We start from the raw sequence: 18,056 nt of genomic DNA on the forward strand, positions 1-18,056 counted from the left end.
GTCGGCGCCGGGGAGTCGCCGGTCGAGACCGGACCGTCGTGGGTCGGGGTTGGACAGCCCTGGGTCGAGAGCGGTGGGGTGGGCCGGGTGAGCGCCACCCTCGCGCCGAGAGTCGTCGTGGTGAGCCGGCGCAGCGAGCTGGACGAGCTGCTGGCCCACCACGGCACCCGGGCGGCCGCCGGCTACTACCTGCGCCAGCGCGGGCGCGACCTGGCCGAGGTGGTGACCCGGCACGAGGCGCTCCAGGCGGCGCTGACCACCGTCGGGGCGGCCATCCCGGCAGACTGGCGGCGCGGTCAGGCGGATCGGGACGACCTGACCCGGTTCCCGTTCGCGGCCGAGGACATCGTGGTGGCGGTCGGCCAGGACGGGCTGGTCGCCAACGTCGCCAAATACCTCGACGGGCAGCCGGTGATCGGGGTGGACCCGGAGCCGGGACAGAACGCCGGAGTACTCGTCCGGTTCGGGCCGGAGGCGGTCAGCCGGCTGCTGCCCGCCGTGGTCGCCGGGCGGGCTCCGGTCCGCGAGCGGACCATGGTCCGGGCCGCGCTCGACGACGGCCAGGAGCTGATCGGGCTCAACGAGGTCTACGCGGGGCACCCGGGCCACCAGTCCGCGCGGTACCTGCTCTCCACCGCCGATGGCCGACGGGAACGGCAGTCCTCCTCCGGACTGGTGGTCGGCACCGGGACCGGCGCCACGGGCTGGTGCGCCTCGATCGCCCGGGAACGCACCGCCGCGCCGCCGCCGCCGGCGCCGGACGAACCGGCACTGTGCTGGTTCGTCCGGGAGGCGTGGCCGTCCCCGGCGACCGGCGCGTCGCTGACCGCCGGGCGACTCGGCCCGGACGAGACGCTGGAGATCGTGGCGGAACGGGAGCGGCTGGTGGTCTTCGCCGACGGGCTGGAGACCGACCACCTGACGATGGCCTGGGGGCAGCGGCTGACCGTCGGCCCGGCCACCCGGCGGCTACGCCTGGTCGAGCCGGCGTTCGTGCCGACCGACCCCTCGCGGCACCCGACGCAACGTCGCCGCCGCCGTCGCTGACAGCGTCCCCGGCGGAGTCAGAAGGTCGACTTCGGGGCGCCCTGGCCCGGGCTGACCCGGGTCGGCCCGGCAGCCGAGGGGCGTACGTCGACGTCGAAGATCGCGGTTGGCAGGTAGACCGTCGCGCACGAGTTCGGGATGTCCACCACCGCGGAGAAGCGCCCCTCGATCGGGGCGGCGCCGAGGATCAGGTACGCCTGCTCGGGGCTGTAGCCGAATCGGGTCAGGTAGTCGATCGCGTGCAGGCAGGCGCGCTGGAACGCGAGCTGCGCGTCGAGGTATCGCTGCTCCCCGTCCGTGGTGACCGAGATGCCGGAGAAGGCCAGCCACTGGCTGTACTGCGGAGCCACGATCCCGGGTAGGAAGATCGCGTTCTCCGACACCCCGTACGTGGTCATCCCGCCCTTGATCACGTCCACGTGCAGGTCGACGAAGCCGCCCATCTCGATCGCGCCGCAGAAGGTGATTTCACCGTCGCCCTGGGAGAAGTGCAGGTCTCCGACGGAGAGGTTGGCGCCGGGGACGTACACCGGATAGAAGACCCGGGTCCCCTTGGTCATGTTCTTGATGTCCTGGTTGCCGCCGTTCTCCCGGGGCGGCGCGGTCCGGGCCGCCTCCGCCGCGACCCGGTCGAAGTCGCCGCCGGTCAGCGAGCCGAGGATCGCCCCGTCCGGCAGCGGCGGCAGCGACAGCGGCGGTACCCGGTCCGGGTCGGTGGCCCGCAGCGCTCCCTCCCGTTCGTTCCACTTCGCCAGCAGTGCCGCCGACGGCGCGGTACCCATCAGCCCGGGGTGGATCATCCCGGTGAAGGTCACCCCGGGAACGTGCCGGGACGTGGCCTGCTGCCCGCTGAAGTCCCAGATCGCCTTGTACGCGTCCGGGAAGTAGTCGGTCAGGAAGCCGCCGCCGTTCTGCTTCGGGAAGATGCCGGTGTAGCCCCAGCCCTGCCCGGCGAGCGGACCCGAGTCCTCCTGCGGGATCGGCCCCACGTCGAGGATGTCGACCACCAGCAGATCGCCGGGCTCCGCACCACTGACCGAGAAGGGGCCGCTGAGCGCGTGCACGATCGGCAGCGGCGCGTCCCGGACGTCGTCGGCCGAGTCGTCGTTGTGGATCGCGCCGTCGAACCACTCCCGGCAGTGCACCCGGAACGTCTGGCCGGGCCGGACGGTGACGACCGGCGGGATCTCCGGATGCCACCGGTTGTGGCCGAGCAGCTCCTGCTCGGTGAACTTTTTCGTCGAGTCCAGCGGAAACAACAGCTCGGGCATCGCGGCTTCCCTTTCACCCGTCAGGGTCGTGGCAGACGGGCGTGCCCGGGATGGACCGGCCGGGCCGCCGCGCCGCGTCGGCCGGGAACCCGGGTCACCACCTCCGGCGCTTCGGCGCTGCGGCCGGCCCGGTCGAGGGCCGCGACCAGTGGCCGCGGCATGGCGCGCAGCGACGGCGCCGAGAAGATCCGGGCGGCCTCCGCCGCGCAGGTCACGCAGCGGACGCGCGCGGGGGCCTGCCCGATCGGAAACCGGGCCGGGAAGATTCCGTCCCGGGGACACCGGTACTCGTACGTCGCCACGGCTTCAGGATCGTGCCCGCTGCGGCGACTCCGCAGGCTATTGCCGCAAGTAGCGCCTTTCGGTGCCGGTCTCCGTCACCTCGGCCGGGACGGCGGGGGATCAGTCGACGACCTCGACGTCCTTCCAGAAGGCGACCCGGTCCCGGACCATCTCGGCGTCCGGCTTCGGCTCCGGGTAGTACCAGACGGCGTCGACACTGCGCCGCCCCTCGTGCTCCAGCGTGTAGTACGACGCGGTGCCCTTCCAGGGGCAGACGGTGTGCGTGTCCGAGTCCCGCACCAGATCGTCGCGCAGGGCCGTACGCGGGAAGTAGTGGTTGCCCTCGACCACGACGGTGTCTGCGCTCTCCGCGATGACCAGGTCGTTCCAGATGGCTTTCGGCATGTCCCCAGACTATGCCGGCCGCCCCGGGGCGGCCGGCGGTGCACCCGGGGCGGGACGGGGCCGGTGCCGCAGCTCGCGCGGGTGGTCCTCGGGGGCCCGGAACTCGCTCCCGGGAGGGAGGTGCCGGCGGGCGCGGCTGGCGATACTGGGGCGATGCGCGCCTGGTGGGACCGGCTGACCGAGTGGGGACGGTCCACGCCGCCGCTGGTCGTGGACGCGCTGGTCGCGGTCGCCTGCTATCTGATCATCATCATCAACGCCTTCACCAAGGACCGTGCCGAATGGTGGGTGTTCGTCCTCGCGGGTCTGAACGCGATCCCGCTGATCTGGCGCCGGCGGTATCCGTTCTGGGTCACTCTGCTGACCGGAATCGGCACGACCTGGCTAGCCCTGGAGCACGCGATCGGCGAGATCCCGGTCGCCCAACTGGTTGCCACCTACACGTTCGCGGCGATCTGCCCGCTGTCCCACCGGGCCGTCCTGCTGCTCGGCACCCTGGTCGGGGTGGGCATCTCGCTACCCAAGGGCGAGCTGCTCTCCTTCGGGCCGGCCGCGATCGCGTTCGTGGTCGCCTACGCGATGGGCACCAGTGCCCGGGCACGCCGGGACCGGATCGCGATGCTGGAGGAGCGGGCCCACCGGCTGACCGAGGAGCAGCACGCCGCCGCCGCCCGGGAGCGGGAGCGGATCGCCCGGGAGGTGCACGACATCCTGGCGCACTCGATGAGCCTGGTGGTGGTGCAGGCCGAGGCCGGTCCGGTGGTGGTCCGATCGGATCCGGGCAAGGCCGAGGAGGTCTTCGACACCATCTCCGACACCGCCCGGGAGGCGCTGGTGCAGCTCCGCCGCGCGCTCGGGGTGCTCCGCTCGGATGGGCCGGCCCGGGCGCCGGTGCCGGACCTGGACGCGGTACGGCCGCTGGTCGAGAGCGCCCGGCGGGCCGGCCTGGTCGCCACCCTGGAGGAGTACGGGCAGCGGCGGCCGGTGCCGGCGGACCTGGGGGTGACGGCGTACCGGATCGTGCAGGAGTCGCTGACCAACACGCTGCGGCACGCGCGGGCCGGCGCGGTGCGGGTCCGGATCGACTGGGCCGACGCCGCGCTCCGGCTGGAGGTGAGCGACGACGGGCGCGGGCCGTCCGGCGACGGCCGGCCGGGCGGGCTCGGGCTGATCGGCATGCGGGAGCGGGTCTCGGCGGTCGGCGGCGCCCTCAGCACCGGACCGGGGTTGGACGGCACGGGGTTCCGCGTCGCGGCGACGCTGCCACTACGGTAGGAACGCACCACCACCGGACCACTGCCGGCCGACCACCCGTCGCCGGGCCACTGCCGGCCGACCGCCACCCCCCGTCGCCGGACCACTACCGCCGGGCGACCCGTCGGCGGACCACTGCCGGCGGACCGCCGCAGGGCCGTGGGCGGCAACGGTGACGACGGTGGCGACACGACCGAGGCCCGCGCCGGTGCGGTGCCGGCGGGCCGGCCAGCGCGGGGGAGGGCAGATGTCCGAGGGAAGCACACTGCGGGTGCTCATCGCCGACGACCAGGCACTGGTGCGGGACGGCTTCGGCATGATCCTGGCCGCCCAGCCGGACATCACGGTGGTCGGCGAGGCCGCCGACGGTGCCGAGGCGCTGCACCGGACCCGCGACCTGGGCCCGGACGTGGTGCTGATGGACATCCGGATGCCGAACATGGACGGTATCGCGGCGACCGCCCGGATCTGCGCCGAGACGCCGGCCCGGGTACTGGTGCTGACCACCTTCGACCTCGACGAGTACGTCTACGACGCGCTGCGGGCCGGGGCGAGCGGCTTCCTGCTCAAGGACATGCGCCGGGAGGAGCTGGTCAACGCCGTCCGGGTGGTGGCCGCCGGTGAGGCACTGCTGGCGCCGACGGTGACCCGCCGGCTGATCGCCGACGTGGTGTCCCGGGGCCGTCCGGCCCGACCCGATCCCGCCCCGGACCGGCTGGCGGTGCTCACCACCCGGGAGACGGAGACACTGCGCCAGGTCGCCCGGGGACTCTCCAACGCCGAGATCGCCGCCGCGCTCTTCGTCAGCGAGCACACCGTGAAGACGCACGTCAGCAACCTGCTGGCCAAGCTGGGGCTGCGGGACCGGGTGCAGGCGGTGGTGCTGGCGTACGAGTCGGGTCTGGTGCTGCCCGGCGATCTCGGCGTACCGGGGGAGGCCGGTCCGGTGGCGGCTCGCTCCGCGGAGTGAGGTGACCGGGGGCGACCCACCCGAGCGGCGGACCGGAGATCCACTCCGTACGGCGATCCGACGCGACCGCCTCCCGGACCACCATCATGGCAGCTCCCGGAGTCGGGAGGTCCATATTGGAGAGTGCCATGTCACGTCTGATCACCGGGTACGTCATCCGGCGACCCGTCGTCGTACTCCTGCTCTGGCTGGCCGTCCTGGCCGGCGGGTTCGGAGTCGGAGTGGGAGTGTTCGACCGCCTGGTCTCCGACGTCGGCGGCGTGCCGGGCAGCGAGTCCGACGTCGCCGAGCAGCGGTTGGCCGACGCCCCGCCCGAGCCGGTCCGGATCACCGCCGTCGTCACCGGCAGACCCGCCACCGATCCAGCCGTCCGGGCCAGCGCCGCCGCCGCGATCGCCGAGGTACGCACCATGCCGGGCATCGCCGAGGTCTCCGACCCGGTGCCGTCCACGACAACCGGGCAGGCGCTGCTGATCTCGGTCACCCTGACTCCCGGGGACGACGAGACCGAGGCGGCCGAGGCGGCGGCGGCCCGGCTGCACCGGATCGAGGCGCCGTCGGTGGTGGTCGGCGGCGGGCCCATCACCGACCAGGAGTTCAACTCGCAGGCCCAGCGGGACGTGGCCCGGGCGGAGGCCCTGAGCATGCCGGTGGTGCTGGTACTGCTACTGCTGATCTTCGGCGGCCTGGTCGCGGCCGGGCTGCCGCTGCTGGTGGCGGTGGTCGGCATCGGCGGGACCTTCGGCCTGCTCTACGCCTTCAGCCTCGTCTCCGACGTCTCGGTCTATGCCGTGCAGGTCACCACGATGCTCGCGGTCGGGCTCGCGGTCGACTACGCGCTGCTGATGGTGAGCCGGTTCCGCGAGGAGCGGGTCACCGCGCCGGACGTGCCGACCGCGGTCGCCCGGACGGTGGCCACCGCCGGCCGTACCGTGCTGTTCGCCGGGCTGACCGTGGCGGTGGCGCTCACCGGCCTGCTGCTCTTCCCGGACCCGTTCCTCCGCTCGATGGGGCTGGCCGGTGCCGCCGTGGTCGCGGTGGACATGCTGGCGGCGCTCACCCTGCTGCCCGCGCTGCTGGTGCTGGTGGGCCGGCGGATCCCGGCGGCGAAGCCGCGTACCGGGGGCGGGGTGTTCGCCCGGGTGGCCGGGCTGGTGCAGCGCCGGCCGGTGCTGACCCTGGTCGCCACGGTCGGGGTGATGGGCACGCTCGCCGTACCGGTGCTGGACCTGCGGCTGTCCACCGGGGACCCCCGGCTGCTGCCGACCAGCACCCAGACCCGGCAGATGTGGGACGCGTTCGGCACGCACTTCCCGGACCGTACCGCCCCGAGCGACATCGTGGTGCTGGCCTCGGTGCCGTCGACCGATCCGGAGTTGGCCCGCTGGCAGGACCGGGTCGCCGCCGTGCCCGGAGTCACCCGGGTCGAGGCGGTACCGGCGGGTCCGGAGCTGACCGTGCTGCGCGCGGCGCCCGCCGCACCGCCGGTGGAGGCGGCGGCCCGGGAGACGGTCACCGCGATCCGCGCGCTGCCCGCGCCCTTCGAGGTGGTGGTCACCGGCAACGCCGCCCGGCTGGTGGATTACCGGCAGATGCTCGCCGACCGGCTGCCCTGGGCGGTCCTGGTGGTCGTGCTCGCCACCCTGGTGCTGCTCTTCGCGCTCACCGGCTCGGTACTGCTGCCGATCAAGGCCGTCCTGACCAACGTGCTCAGCCTCGGCGCCGCGCTCGGGGTGGTGGTCTGGGTGTTCCAGCAGGGGCACCTGGCCGGCCTGCTCGGCACGGTACGGCTCGACTCGACCCACCTCACCGTGCCGGTACTGGTCGGTGCGATCGCCTTCGGGCTCTCGGTGGACTACGAGGTCTTCCTGCTGTCCCGGATCCGGGAGCGCTGGCTCGCCGGCGCCGATCCGCAGCGGGCGGTGGCCGAGGGGTTGCAGCGGACCGGTGCGATCGTCACCTCGGCGGCCCTGCTGCTGGTGGTGGTCTTCGCCGGGTTCCTGGTCGGCGGCTTCGCCCCGGTCAAGGCGATCGGGCTCGGCCTGGTGCTGGCGATCGCCCTGGACGCCACCGTGGTCCGGATGCTGCTGGTGCCGGCCACCATGACGCTGCTCGGCCGGTACAACTGGTCGGCTCCGGGGCCGTTGCGCCGGCTGCACGCCCGGATCGAGGTGCGGGAGGCCGAGCCGGCACCGCCGGAGCCCGCCCCGGCCCTGGTCCGGTAGCCGCCCGGGCTCCGGCCCGGCACCGCCTCGCCGTCACCAGCGTCCGGTGGCGGCGGGGCGGTGAACGGGGTGTCTCCGACGGGTGAAGGAAACTGCCGTATCGCAAAAGGTCGTCGGAAGATATTGACTTGTGATCGACAAGCAGCCATCCTCGTCGATATTCAAACCCCCGCTCGGTATGGAGGACCCCTTGTTCAGACGTACCGTCAGAATCCTCGCGGCGCTCACCATGGCGGCCGCGGCCACCCTCGTCACCACCGTGACCACCGCCGCCCCCGCCCAGGCCGACGGCTGCTACACCTGGGGCCGGACCCTCTCCGAGGGAATGACCGGTGAGGACGTACGGCAGTTGCAGATCCGGGTCGCCGGCTACCCCGGCTACAACGCGGTACTCGTCATCGACGGCGTCTTCGGACCGGCCACCCGGGCCGCGGTGGTGCGCTTCCAGCAGGCGTACGGCCTCGGGGCCGACGGCATCGCCGGCCAGCAGACGTTCAACCGGATCTATGCGCTCCAGGACGACGACTGCACCCCGGTCAACTTCAGCTACGCCGAGTTGAACAACTGCAACTCCACCTGGGCCGGCGGCGCGGTCTCGGCCGCCACCGCCCGGTTCAACGCCCTGGTGAACATGTGGAAACTCCAGGCCATGCGGCACGCCCTCGGCGACCAGCCGATCCGGGTCACCAGCGCGTTCCGCAGCCACGCCTGCAACGACGCGGTCGGCGGCTCGCCCAGCAGCCGGCACCTCTACGGCGACGCGGTCGACCTCGGCGTCTCGCCGCACTCGTTGTGCCGGCTCGCCCAGCAGGCCCGCAACCACGGCTGGCGGGAGATCCTCGGCCCCGGCTACCCCGGACACAGCGACCACACCCACGTGGCGCACGACCCGATCCGTACCTGGTCGGCGAGTTCCTGCGGCGTCTCCTGACCGCGCCGCCGCACACCCGTCGGCGGCGGGACGGGGAGCGGCGGTCCAGCGCTGACAGCGGGGCCCTTCCGACCCGGATGGGCCCCGCCCGCGCGCCAGGGGATCAGGACAGCGGATCCGACGACGGCGGCTCGGCGTCGTCGGTGCGGTCCGCCGCCGGCAGCCACAGCACGAAGGTGCTGCCCCGGCCGACCGAGGAGAAGAGCGCCACCTGCCCGCCGTGCGACTCGGTGATCTGCCGGACGATCGCCAACCCCAGCCCGGTACGCCGCTCGGACCCGGCCGCCGGATCGGCCCGCCCGCGCCAGAACCGGTCGAACACCCGGGACTGGTCGGCGGTGGCGATCCCCGGTCCCTCGTCGGCGACGCCGACCCAGAGCCAGCCGCCGATCCGCCCCGCCGCCACCGTGACCGTGCCGCCGGCCGGGGAGAGCCGTACCGCGTTGGAGAGCAGGTTGCCGACCGCCCGGCGCAGCGCGTCGTGGTCGCCGATCAGCAGCAGGTCGGGGCTGACGTCGTACGCGATGAAGACCTGGCGGGCGGCGGCGACCGCGGCGAACTCCTCGCCCGCCTCCCGGGCGACCTCGCCGAGCAGCACGTCGGTGTCGGCGAGCGCGTCGGCCCGGCGGCGCGCCGTGGCGAGCAGGTCCTCGACCAGCCGGGACATCCGGTTGGTGGCCCGGTCGATGACCGCGACCGCCCGGACCCGCTCCGCCTCGGTGGCGTCCGGTGCGTCGAGCAGCGAGGCGTCCAGGTTGGCCCGGATGATCGCCAGCGGGCTGCGCAGTTCGTGCGACGCGTCGTCGATGAGCTGGCGCTGGGTCCGGAACGCCTCCTCCAGCCGGTCCAGCATCGAGTCGATGGTGTCGCCGAGCTCGCGCAGCTCGTCCCGGGCGCCGGCCAGCCGGATCCGCCGGGACAGGTCGGTGGCCTGGATCTCCCGGGTGGTACGCGCGATCGCGCCCACCGGCCGCAGCGCCCGCCCGGAGAGCACCCAGCCGATGCCGAGGCTGGCCACGAAGAGCCCGGCCAGCGCGATCAGCGAGTAGTTGCGCAGCGTCTCCAGGGTGCGGAAGTTGACCTCCGACTCGATCTCGTCCACCTCGGCCACCGTCAGCGTCCCGACCGTCCGGCCGTGCTTCACCACGTCCGCCTCGTACTGGTTGGTGATCGGCTTCGGGTTGGTGCTGTATTCCACCGCCAGGTAGGTGACGGCGAGCCCCGCCCCGGCCAGCGCGAAGAGCAGCGTGGAGTAGAGCACCGTGAGCCGGAACCGGATCGACTGCACGAACGGCAGCCAGCGGCGCAACCGCCGGCCCGGCGCGGACATCACGCCACCTCCGGCAGCCGGTGTCCCCGGCCCGGACGGCACGCCGTCTCCCGCAACCAGGACCTCCGGCTCGGACGTCACGCCGTCTCCCGCAGCCGGTAGCCGCGCCCGACGACGGTCTCGATCGCCTCGCCGCCGAGCTTGCGGCGCAGCGTGCCGACGGTGACCCGGACGGTCTGGGTGAACGGGTCGGCGTTGGCGTCCCAGACGTGCTCCAGCAGCTCCTCCGCCGAGACCACGTGACCGGGGCGGGTCATCAGGTATTCCAGCACCCCGAACTCCTTGCGGGTCAGGTGCAGCCGGGTGCCGTCCCGGCTCGCCTCCTGCCGGGCCACGTCGAGATGGAGCGGGCCGACCCGCAACACCGCCGAACCGCCGCCGGAGTCCCGGCGCAGCAGCGCGCGTACCCGGGCCAGCAGTTCGGCCAGGGCGAACGGCTTCACCAGGTAGTCGTCGGCGCCCTCGTCCAGCCCGCGTACCCGGTCGTGCAGCGCGCCCCGGGCGGTGAGCATCAGTACCCGCAGGTCGCTGCCGCCCTCGACGGGTACCTCGCCCCGGCGGATCGCGTGGCAGACCGCGAACCCGTCGCCATCGGGCAGGTTCAGGTCGAGCAGCATCAGGTCGTACGCGTTGACCGCCAACCGCTCGTACGCCCCGGCGACGTCGGTGGCGACGTCCACCGCGTACCCCGCGCGGACCAGGCCGAGCCGTACCGCGTCGGCCAGGTCCTCCTCGTCCTCCACCACCAGTAACCGCATGATCCGACGCTATCCGCCGTTCCTGATGATCCGCTCGGCCGCCCGCTGGGCCCGGTCGATCGGGATCGCGAAGCCGATACCGATGTTGCCGCTGCCGTCCAGGGTGGCGATCGCGGTGTTCACCCCGACCACCTCGCCCCGGGCGTTCACCAGCGGCCCGCCGGAGTTGCCGGGGTTGATCGAGGCGTCGGTCTGGATCGCGCTCTGCCGGGCGCCGCTGTTGCCGAGCCGCACCTGCCGGTCCAGCGCGCTGACGATGCCGGCGGTCACGGTGCCGGAGAGCCCCAGCGGGGAGCCGACCGCGAGCACCGGCTCGCCGACCCGGACGTCGGCGGCGGCGAGCCGCAGCGGCCGCAACGCCCCGGCCGAGCTGACCCGGAGCACCGCGATGTCGCTGCCCGGATCGCGGCCGACCACCTCGGCGGAAAGCCGCCGGCCGTCCTGACCGACCAGGCTCACCGTGGTAGCGCCGGCCACCACGTGGCTGTTGGTGATGACGTGCCGCTCGTCGACGGCGAAACCGGATCCGCCGGCCCGGCCGGCCCGCACCGACAGCACCCCCGGCAGCGCGGTGGCGGCGGCCCCGACCAGGTCGTTCGGCACCGGCCCGCCGCTCGGCGCGGGCGCCGGCGACAACGGAGTGGCCGGCGGGGGACCGGCCAACTCCGCCGCCGGTGGCGGCTCGTCCGCCGCCACGTATCCGCCGGCCAGCGCGCCGGAGGCGGCCGAGAGCGCCACCACGGCGAGCCCGGCCAGCAACGTCCGCCGCCACCGCGCCGCGCCGGCCGCCGGCTCCCGCTCGGGTACGCCGACCGGGGCGGCCGGCGCCGGCCAGGCGTCCAGCGCCGGGGAGACGAAGCCCGGTCCCCGGGGGCGGCCCAGTCCCGGTGGCGCCGCCGTCAGCTCTGCGTGCTCCATCTCTCCGCCACTCCCTCCACTGTGGAAATACCTGCCCGGTCAGGGGATCCGGGCGAACCAGAACATCGACGCGGCGGCGGCGAGCAGCGCCAGGATCAGGCCGATCCCGATGAACCGGGCGGAGACGTCCTGCCGCTCCAGGGTGTAACCGACCGAGCTGCCGATGTCGGCGTACGCGGCCCGCAACTCGTCGCTGCTGCCCGCCTCGTGGTAGCCGCCACCGGTCCGCTCGGCGACCATCCGCAGCGTCTCGCCGTCCACCGGTACGGTCATCGGCCGGCTGCCCTGCTCGATCACCCCGTCCGAGGTGCCGAACGCGATGGCGTCCACCGGTACCCCGACACTCGACGCCTCGGCCGCCGCATCCTCCGGGTCGCTGCCGGAGGTGTTGGCGCCGTCGGAGAGCACCACCACCCGGGCCGGCGGCGGATCCTCGGCGGCCTGCCCGTCCAGGGTGGCGATCGTCTCCAGCGCGGTGGCGATCGCGTCCCCGATCGCGGTGCCCTGCTGCCCGGTGCCGCCCTCGGCCAGCCGGTCGATACCGGCGTCCAGCATCTGCCGGTCGGTACCCGGTGCGACGAAGACCGACGCGTTGCCGGCGAAGGCGACCAGCCCGACGTTGAACTCCTCGGGCAGCCCGTCGACGAACTCCCGGGCCGCCGCCTTGGCCGAGCTGAGCCGGTCCGGCGGTACGTCGTCGGCGAGCATCGACAGCGACACGTCCACCGCGATCACCACGGTGGCCCGCTCGCGCGGCACCCGTACCTCGTCGGTGGGGCGGGCGAAGCCGACCACCAGCAGCCCCAGCATGGCCAGGAAGAGGCTCGCCGGCACGTGCCGCCGCCAGCCGGGCCGACTCGGCGCCACCCGGTCCAGCAGGCGCAGGTTGGTGAAGCGGACGGCGTACCGGCTGCGGCGGCGCTGCATCACCAGATACGCCACGGCCAGCACCACCACCCCGGCCAGCAGCCACAGCCGGCCCGGACTCTCCAGCGTCATCGTTCCTCCTCCTTCACGCCGCGCCGCCGCTCGGACCGCCGGCCGGGCCGGGGGTACGGGCCGCCGCCGCGAGGCGGCGCTGGGCGTACACGTGCCGGACGATGTCGGTCACCCAGTCGCGGTCGGTACGCAGCGCCAGGTGCGCCGCACCGGCCCGGCGCAGTGCCGCCCGGACCAGTGCCCGCTGCTGACGCGCCGCCTCGGCGTACCGCTCCCGCAGCCGCCGGCTGCCGGTGGAGACCTCGCGGCGCCGCCCGCTCTCCGGGTCGACCAACGTGATCAGCCCGACGTCCGGCAGTTCCAGTTCGCGCGGGTCGGTCACCTCGACCGCCAGCACCTGGTGCCGGACGGCGAGCCGGCGCAGCTCGGTCTCCCACTCCGGCCGCTGCGTCTCCCACCCGGGCCGCTCCTCGGCCGGGTCTCGACCCGGCGCGCCATCCGGCAGCCCGTCGAGCCAGTCGGAGACGACCACCACCAGACCTCGGCGCGGCGCCGCCCTGTGCAGCCCGGCCAGCGCCTGCGCCAGCGACGGTGGTCGGGACCCGGCCGGGCCACGCGGCGCGGCCAGCAGCGTGTGCAGCAGGCCGAGCAGGTGCTCCCGACCGGTACGCGCCGGAAAGCGCCGGATCCCGTCCGCGCCGAGCAGGTGCCCGCCGAGCCGGTTGCCGAAGTTGGCCGTCAGGTAGCCGATCGCCGCCGTGGCGGCCACCGCCAGCTCCCGCTTCTCCAGCTCGGCGGTGCCGAAGTCCATGCTCGGGGTGGAGTCGACCAGCAGCCAGGTGGTCAGTTCCCGGTCGGCGTCCACCTCCCGGACATGCGGCACCCCGGTACGCGCGGTCACCGCCCAGTCCATCCGGCGCACCTCGTCCTCGCCGGGCCGGTACTCCCGGCTGCCGGTCAGCTCGCTGCCGGCCCCCGGCAGCAGGCCCAGGTGCTGCCCGTGCAGCAGCCCGTCGAGCCGCCGGGTGATCGCGAGTTCCAGCCGGCGCAGCCGGCGGTGCGGCGCGAGCTGGTGCACCGTGGCGTATCCCTCGTTCATCGAGTGCGTCTCCCGTTCCTCCGGTCCGTCCGGCGCGGCGGGCGGCGGGACCACCGTCGCCCGCCCCGCCCGCCCGGTCGGCGGCGACTCACGCCGCCCGCTCCGCCTGCTCCGCCTGCTGCGTCTGCTCCGCCTGCTGCGGGGCGATCTGCGGCGGCGGTACCGCGGCGACCAGCCGGCGCACCACAGACTCCGCCGAGATCCCGTCGGCGACGGCGTCGAACGACAGCACCAGCCGGTGCGCCAGTACGTCGACCGCCAGCTCGGCCACGTCGGCCGGCAGCACGTACTCCCGGCCCCGCAGCAGGGCCAGTGCCCGGGCGGCCGCGACCAGCCCGAGGGTGGCCCGGGGACTCGCCCCGTAGGCGAGCCGCGCCGAGAGGTCGCCCGCGCCGAACCGGTCCGGATGCCGGGTGGCCACCACCAGCCGCACCACGTACTCCGCGATGGCGTGGTGCACGAACACCCCGCGCGCCCGCTCCTGGAGCCCGCGCAGCCGGGCCGGGTCCAGCACGGTGCGCGGCTCCGGCCGGGCGGTGCCCATCCGGTAGAGGATGCCCAACTCCTCGTCGTCGCTGGGGTAGTCGACGAGAATCTTCAGCAGGAACCGGTCGCGTTGTGCCTCCGGTAGCTGGTAGACCCCCTCCGACTCGATCGGGTTCTGGGTCGCGAGGACCAGGAACGGTTCCGGCACCGGATAGCTCCGGCCGCCGATCGAGACCTGCCGTTCGGCCATCGCCTCCAGCAACGCCGACTGCACCTTGGCCGGTGCCCGGTTGATCTCGTCGGCCAGTACCAGGTTCGCCATCACCGCACCCAGCTCCACGTCGAAGCTCTCGGATGAGGCGCGGTAGATCCGGGTACCGACGATGTCCGACGGCACCAGGTCCGGAGTGAACTGGATCCGGGAGAAACTCCCGCCCACCGCGACGGCCAGGGTCTGCGCGGCGAGGGTCTTCGCCACCCCCGGTACGCCCTCCAGCAGGCAGTGCCCGTCGGCCAGCAACGCGGTGAAGAGCCGCTCCACCATCTTGTCCTGCCCGACGATCACCCGTTTGACCTCGAACATCGCCTGTTCGAGCGCGATGTGCGGCGCCTCCGGCAGGACGCGTGCCGCCTCCGGGCCGGCTGCGGTGATGCTCATCGGCGGTACCTCACAGGCCGGCTTCGGCGGGCGTGGCCGCGCCGCCGTTCTTCTCGGGGCAGTCCTCGGCCACGTCGGTCGAGGTGCCGAAGACGTTGCCGTTGTTCTCGGTGACGATCCGTACGGTCTTCTCCGAGCCGGCCGGGTCGTCGGCGTACGCCGCGGTGGCGATGCCGACGGCCGTGACGGCCGCGGCACCGGCGAGGGTCAGCCCGGCGATCCGCTTGATCCGCATGGTCCCTGTTCCTTCCGTCGAAGATGGTGCTCAGGGCGGGCGCCCGGATCAGGGGAGAGTGGAGAACCGGGCGCCCGATGGAAGCCATGACATCAGGCAGGACCGAAAAGGAGCCGAAGGTCGGTTCGCCCTCGGCGGGAGCCCGCCGACGAGTGGGACGGGCCCGCCCCGGATCGCCGTGGGGGAGGGCGGCGACCCGGGGCGGGCCGGTCGGGTGATGAGGCGTCAGTTCTTCCGGGGCAGCCAGCCGAGGAAATGCACGGCCAGCGTGAGGGCGTCGCTGTCCGGCTGGTCGGCCAGGGCGGTCAGCATCGTGCGGGCGAGGTGCAGCCGCAGTCCTTGCCGGTCGTCCCGGTACATGTGCAGCAGGACGAGTCGGGCCGGCTGACAGGGCCATTTCGCCCCACAGGCGCGGCAGAGAAAGAGCGGGCGGGTGTGGGTGTGCGGGCGACGGCGGGCGAAGAGCGGCCGGGTCACGGTGTGCCGCCGGACTCGTACCGGCTCATCGCAGCCGGCGTCCCGCCCGGCCGCCCCGGTCCGCCCGGCGGGTCCGGGTCGGGGTCGACGCGCTCGCGCGGCCGCTCTCGGGCGAGCCGGTCGGCGAGGTCCGGAACGGGAACCGGCTGTTCGCGGCAGGGACGCGCGGCGGCGGATACGGCCTCGGGACGAGTGCGACGGAGTCCGGGCAGCGCCAGCGAAACCCGCATCGGCAGTACCGCCAGAGCCGCCGCCAGTCTCGGCGATGGCGCGGTTTTGTTCGACCCACCGGAATCATCGTTGCCTCCTTTCTCGAAATTGGAAGCGGGGGCGGCGCCCGGATCCCTGTTCCCTTCCGGTGCCACCCCCGCGGCAGCCCTCGCCCGGCCTTCAGTCACCTTCCCGGAATTGGTTTCGAGCGCGGGCGCCTCCCTTCCACAGTGGCCCGACCGGCCCTATCCTCGGAAGGCATCGCGCCGCATTGTGTCTGGTCACGGCACATCGTGTTCGGTGTGTGGCGCGCCGGTCGGACCTGTGAGGACGGTGTGATTATGGATGATCGAATCCGCTATCTGCTCGACGAGTTGCGACTGACCCGGGATGCGCGCGGAATGACGCAGGAGGATCTGGCCCGCCATATCCCGTGGGCGGCCTCCACCATCGGAATGATCGAGAGTGGCCGTCGCAAACCCCCACCCGGTTTCTGGGTCGCCGTCGACGGCGCCCTACAGACCGGCGGTGCGCTCGCCCGCCTCGCCGCCCGCCTCGGCTCGTCGTCTTGGTTCGTTGATTGGTGGACCGTCGAGGAGGGGGCGGTGTCGCTGCGGTCGTTCCAGGCTCTGGTCGTGCCCGGCCTGTTGCAGACCGAGGCGTACGCCCGGGCGGTGCTGACCGAGGCGGGGTTGACCAACCTTGAGGAGGCGGAACGCCGGCTCGCCATGCGCCTCGCCCGCAAAGCGTTGCTGACTCGGGACAATCCGGTAGACCTCACGGCCGTGCTCGACGAGGAGTTGCTACACCGCCCTGTCGGTGGGCCGGCTGTCATGCGTGAACAGTTGGACGCACTGCTCGCCGCGTGTGCCCTGCCACACGTGCGACTGCACGTCGTCCCGATATCGGCCGGCGCGTACCCCGGGCTGAACGGACCATTCGCGATCGCGACGGCGCGGGACCGGACCGAGACCGGCTATCTCGACAACCAGTTGAGTTGGCAGGTGATCGAAGACCCGGAGGATCTGGCGTTGCTACAGCGGGCATGGGAGGCCGTTCGGAGCGAGGCCCTTCCGTGGCAGCAGTCCGCCGAGTTGATAAAGGAAGTGGCAGAGAAGTGGATCTGACCGGCGCCAAGCGAGGGCGTTGCCGTGTCCGGTCGCCGGGCCGGACCCTGGTTCCGGGCGGGGACAACCCCTGAGATTTCTCCGGGTTCCGCTGGCCACCTTCGACAGATGTGCCCGGGTGCTCTGACCGGACAGTCTGCGGGTATGCGAAATCCTTCTCGACGCTGGCTGCTCGGCGGGCTGGTGGCGCTGCTGGCGGTGCCGGCCGCCGCGCCGGCCGCGTTCGCCCGGTCCGAGTCACCGGCACCCGACCCGACCGGGCGGGCCGCGTCCACACCGCTGCGGCTGAGCCTGCCCGCACCGACCGGACCGCACCCGGTCGGCAGCACCGAACTGCACCTGGTCGACGCTGACCGCCCCGACCCGTGGGTGGACGGCCGGCCCAGAGAACTGATGGTGAGCCTCTGGTATCCGGCCCCGGCCACCCGTGGCGGGCAGCCGACACCGTACCTGCCGCCGCTGGCCGCGGAGCGGTTCGCCGAGCGCACCGACGCGCAACTCGGGCTGGCCGCCGGCCAGGTCGACTGGGCCGGGATCGCCACGCACGCCCGGACCGGTGTGCCGGTACGTCCCCGGCACGGCGGCCACCCCGTCGTCGTCTTCTCACCCGGTGGAGGTGTACCGAGGGCACACGGCACCATGCTGGTGACCGAGCTGGCCAGCCGGGGATACGTGGTGGTGACGGTGGACCACACCTACGAGACGCCGGAGGTCGAGTTTCCCGGTGGTCGGGTCGAGACGCAGCGGCTACCCGAGATCGACCCGACCGAGCTCAACCACCGGATGCTCGAGACCCGGGTCCGGGACACCCGGTTCGTTCTCGACCAGCTCGCCGTGCTCGCCCGAGGCGGCAACCCGGACGCCGGGCGTCGGCGGCTGCCGCCCGGCCTCGGCGCCGCACTGGACCTGTCCCGGGTCGGCATGTTCGGCCACTCGGCCGGAGGCTTCACCGCCGCCGAGACGATGCTGGTGGACCGCCGGTTGGACGCCGGGGTGGACATGGACGGCAGCCTGGCGTACAGCTTCTCGGCCGGGGACTTCGGCGACGTCGTACACCAGGGGTTGGACCGGCCGTTCCTGCTGATGGGTGCGGGGCAGAGTTCCGGGGCGCCGCACACCCACCAGCACGCCCGGGACTGGGCGGGCTTCTGGGCGCACTCCACCGGCTGGAAGCTGGACCTCCACGTGGCCGAGGGCGAGCACTTCACCTTCACCGACCACCAGGCGTTGCTGCCGCAGCTCGCCGAGGCGTTTCCGCTGCCGCCGGGTCTGGTCGAGGGCTCGATCGGCTCTGTCGACCCGGACCGGATCGTCGGGTCGCTGAAGGCGTACCTGAGCGCGTTCTTCGACCGGCATCTGCGGGGTCGGCCGCAACCGTTGCTCCGCGACCCGTCGCCGGAGCACCCCGACGTCACCTTCGTGCGTCCCTGATCT

General features: G+C 73.4%; 18 protein-coding genes. 7 read left to right on the forward strand and 11 right to left on the reverse strand.

What is annotated here, in order from left to right:
* The first annotated feature begins 87 nt into the window (after positions 1-87).
* Complete coding sequence (locus AAH979_RS02750; protein ID WP_346256377.1) at positions 88-1,047, forward strand: hypothetical protein; 960 nt, start codon at positions 88-90, stop codon at positions 1,045-1,047.
* Positions 1,048-1,064: 17 nt separating this feature from the next.
* On the opposite strand, the gene fmdA is transcribed toward AAH979_RS02750, so the two are convergent.
* The 3 genes from fmdA to AAH979_RS02765 all read right to left on the reverse strand — a co-directional run bounded on the left by fmdA (position 1,065) and on the right by AAH979_RS02765 (position 3,005).
* A complete protein-coding gene (fmdA, locus tag AAH979_RS02755) occupies positions 1,065-2,318 on the reverse strand; it encodes a formamidase (RefSeq protein ID WP_346256378.1) in 1,254 nt (417 codons plus the stop codon).
* Between the two features lie 20 nt (positions 2,319-2,338).
* Positions 2,339-2,620 carry a zinc ribbon domain-containing protein gene (locus tag AAH979_RS02760; RefSeq protein WP_346256379.1) on the reverse strand — a complete coding sequence of 94 codons (282 nt, stop codon included), beginning with the start codon at positions 2,618-2,620 and terminating at the stop codon, positions 2,339-2,341.
* Between the two features lie 100 nt (positions 2,621-2,720).
* Positions 2,721-3,005, reverse strand: coding sequence for a DUF427 domain-containing protein (locus tag AAH979_RS02765; RefSeq protein ID WP_346256380.1), 285 nt, complete (start codon positions 3,003-3,005; stop codon positions 2,721-2,723).
* Positions 3,006-3,158: 153 nt separating this feature from the next.
* Between AAH979_RS02765 and AAH979_RS02770 the strand changes: the two genes are divergently transcribed.
* The 4 genes from AAH979_RS02770 (at position 3,159) to AAH979_RS02785 (ending at position 8,385) form a co-directional block, all read left to right on the forward strand.
* Positions 3,159-4,280, forward strand: coding sequence for a sensor histidine kinase (locus tag AAH979_RS02770; protein WP_346256381.1), 1,122 nt, complete (start codon positions 3,159-3,161; stop codon positions 4,278-4,280).
* 226 nt (positions 4,281-4,506) lie between these two features.
* Positions 4,507-5,229, forward strand: a complete 723-nt coding sequence (locus tag AAH979_RS02775; RefSeq protein ID WP_346256382.1) for a response regulator transcription factor — start codon at positions 4,507-4,509, stop codon at positions 5,227-5,229.
* A gap of 128 nt (positions 5,230-5,357) precedes the next feature.
* Positions 5,358-7,454, forward strand: a complete 2,097-nt coding sequence (locus AAH979_RS02780; protein WP_346256383.1) for an MMPL family transporter — start codon at positions 5,358-5,360, stop codon at positions 7,452-7,454.
* A 190-nt stretch (positions 7,455-7,644) separates the two neighbouring features.
* Positions 7,645-8,385 (forward strand): D-Ala-D-Ala carboxypeptidase family metallohydrolase, encoded by a 741-nt coding sequence (locus tag AAH979_RS02785; protein ID WP_346256384.1) that lies wholly within the window; start codon positions 7,645-7,647, stop codon positions 8,383-8,385.
* Between the two features lie 103 nt (positions 8,386-8,488).
* Here AAH979_RS02785 and AAH979_RS02790 read toward each other — a convergent pair whose 3' ends face one another.
* The 8 genes from AAH979_RS02790 to AAH979_RS02825 form a co-directional block, all read right to left on the reverse strand.
* Complete coding sequence (locus AAH979_RS02790) at positions 8,489-9,715, reverse strand: HAMP domain-containing sensor histidine kinase (RefSeq protein ID WP_346256385.1); 1,227 nt, start codon at positions 9,713-9,715, stop codon at positions 8,489-8,491.
* Positions 9,716-9,792: 77 nt separating this feature from the next.
* Positions 9,793-10,473 carry a response regulator transcription factor gene (locus AAH979_RS02795; RefSeq protein ID WP_346256386.1) on the reverse strand — a complete coding sequence of 227 codons (681 nt, stop codon included), beginning with the start codon at positions 10,471-10,473 and terminating at the stop codon, positions 9,793-9,795.
* A gap of 9 nt (positions 10,474-10,482) precedes the next feature.
* On the reverse strand, positions 10,483-11,391 hold the full coding sequence (locus AAH979_RS02800) for a trypsin-like peptidase domain-containing protein (protein ID WP_346256387.1): 909 nt from the start codon (positions 11,389-11,391) through the stop codon (positions 10,483-10,485).
* A gap of 39 nt (positions 11,392-11,430) precedes the next feature.
* Positions 11,431-12,390 carry a VWA domain-containing protein gene (locus AAH979_RS02805; RefSeq protein ID WP_346256388.1) on the reverse strand — a complete coding sequence of 320 codons (960 nt, stop codon included), beginning with the start codon at positions 12,388-12,390 and terminating at the stop codon, positions 11,431-11,433.
* A 13-nt stretch (positions 12,391-12,403) separates the two neighbouring features.
* Positions 12,404-13,429 carry a DUF58 domain-containing protein gene (locus AAH979_RS02810; protein ID WP_346256389.1) on the reverse strand — a complete coding sequence of 342 codons (1,026 nt, stop codon included), beginning with the start codon at positions 13,427-13,429 and terminating at the stop codon, positions 12,404-12,406.
* Positions 13,430-13,517: 88 nt separating this feature from the next.
* Positions 13,518-14,573 (reverse strand): AAA family ATPase, encoded by a 1,056-nt coding sequence (locus AAH979_RS02815; RefSeq protein ID WP_346256390.1) that lies wholly within the window; start codon positions 14,571-14,573, stop codon positions 13,518-13,520.
* Between the two features lie 10 nt (positions 14,574-14,583).
* Positions 14,584-14,808 carry a hypothetical protein gene (locus AAH979_RS02820; protein ID WP_346256391.1) on the reverse strand — a complete coding sequence of 75 codons (225 nt, stop codon included), beginning with the start codon at positions 14,806-14,808 and terminating at the stop codon, positions 14,584-14,586.
* Between the two features lie 225 nt (positions 14,809-15,033).
* Complete coding sequence (locus tag AAH979_RS02825) at positions 15,034-15,285, reverse strand: flavin reductase (protein WP_346256392.1); 252 nt, start codon at positions 15,283-15,285, stop codon at positions 15,034-15,036.
* A gap of 440 nt (positions 15,286-15,725) precedes the next feature.
* Between AAH979_RS02825 and AAH979_RS02830 the strand changes: the two genes are divergently transcribed.
* Together AAH979_RS02830 and AAH979_RS02835 are read left to right on the forward strand one after the other, a co-directional pair.
* Positions 15,726-16,622 carry a helix-turn-helix transcriptional regulator gene (locus AAH979_RS02830; RefSeq protein WP_346256393.1) on the forward strand — a complete coding sequence of 299 codons (897 nt, stop codon included), beginning with the start codon at positions 15,726-15,728 and terminating at the stop codon, positions 16,620-16,622.
* Positions 16,623-16,766: 144 nt separating this feature from the next.
* Entirely contained in the window at positions 16,767-18,053 is a 1,287-nt protein-coding gene (locus AAH979_RS02835) for a lipase (RefSeq protein WP_346256394.1), read from the forward strand.
* The last annotated feature ends 3 nt before the right edge of the window (positions 18,054-18,056 follow it).

The sequence above is a fragment of the Plantactinospora sp. ZYX-F-223 genome (assembly GCF_039649625.1).
GTDB lineage: Bacteria > Actinomycetota > Actinomycetes > Mycobacteriales > Micromonosporaceae > Plantactinospora.

What these genes read in the sequence shown, in the direction of transcription:
- fmdA (WP_346256378.1), bottom strand. Translation starts at nt 2,318, where the DNA reads ATGCCCGAGCTGTTGTTTCCGCTGGACTCGACGAAAAAGTTCACCGAG.
- AAH979_RS02765 (WP_346256380.1), bottom strand. Translation starts at nt 3,005, where the DNA reads ATGCCGAAAGCCATCTGGAACGACCTGGTCATCGCGGAGAGCGCAGAC.
- AAH979_RS02770 (WP_346256381.1), top strand. Translation starts at nt 3,159, where the DNA reads ATGCGCGCCTGGTGGGACCGGCTGACCGAGTGGGGACGGTCCACGCCG.
- AAH979_RS02775 (WP_346256382.1), top strand. Translation starts at nt 4,507, where the DNA reads ATGTCCGAGGGAAGCACACTGCGGGTGCTCATCGCCGACGACCAGGCA.
- AAH979_RS02780 (WP_346256383.1), top strand. Translation starts at nt 5,358, where the DNA reads ATGTCACGTCTGATCACCGGGTACGTCATCCGGCGACCCGTCGTCGTA.
- AAH979_RS02790 (WP_346256385.1), bottom strand. Translation starts at nt 9,715, where the DNA reads ATGTCCGCGCCGGGCCGGCGGTTGCGCCGCTGGCTGCCGTTCGTGCAG.
- AAH979_RS02795 (WP_346256386.1), bottom strand. Translation starts at nt 10,473, where the DNA reads ATGCGGTTACTGGTGGTGGAGGACGAGGAGGACCTGGCCGACGCGGTA.
- AAH979_RS02800 (WP_346256387.1), bottom strand. Translation starts at nt 11,391, where the DNA reads ATGGAGCACGCAGAGCTGACGGCGGCGCCACCGGGACTGGGCCGCCCC.
- AAH979_RS02805 (WP_346256388.1), bottom strand. Translation starts at nt 12,390, where the DNA reads ATGACGCTGGAGAGTCCGGGCCGGCTGTGGCTGCTGGCCGGGGTGGTG.
- AAH979_RS02810 (WP_346256389.1), bottom strand. Translation starts at nt 13,429, where the DNA reads ATGAACGAGGGATACGCCACGGTGCACCAGCTCGCGCCGCACCGCCGG.
- AAH979_RS02815 (WP_346256390.1), bottom strand. Translation starts at nt 14,573, where the DNA reads ATGAGCATCACCGCAGCCGGCCCGGAGGCGGCACGCGTCCTGCCGGAG.
- AAH979_RS02820 (WP_346256391.1), bottom strand. Translation starts at nt 14,808, where the DNA reads ATGCGGATCAAGCGGATCGCCGGGCTGACCCTCGCCGGTGCCGCGGCC.
- AAH979_RS02835 (WP_346256394.1), top strand. Translation starts at nt 16,767, where the DNA reads ATGCGAAATCCTTCTCGACGCTGGCTGCTCGGCGGGCTGGTGGCGCTG.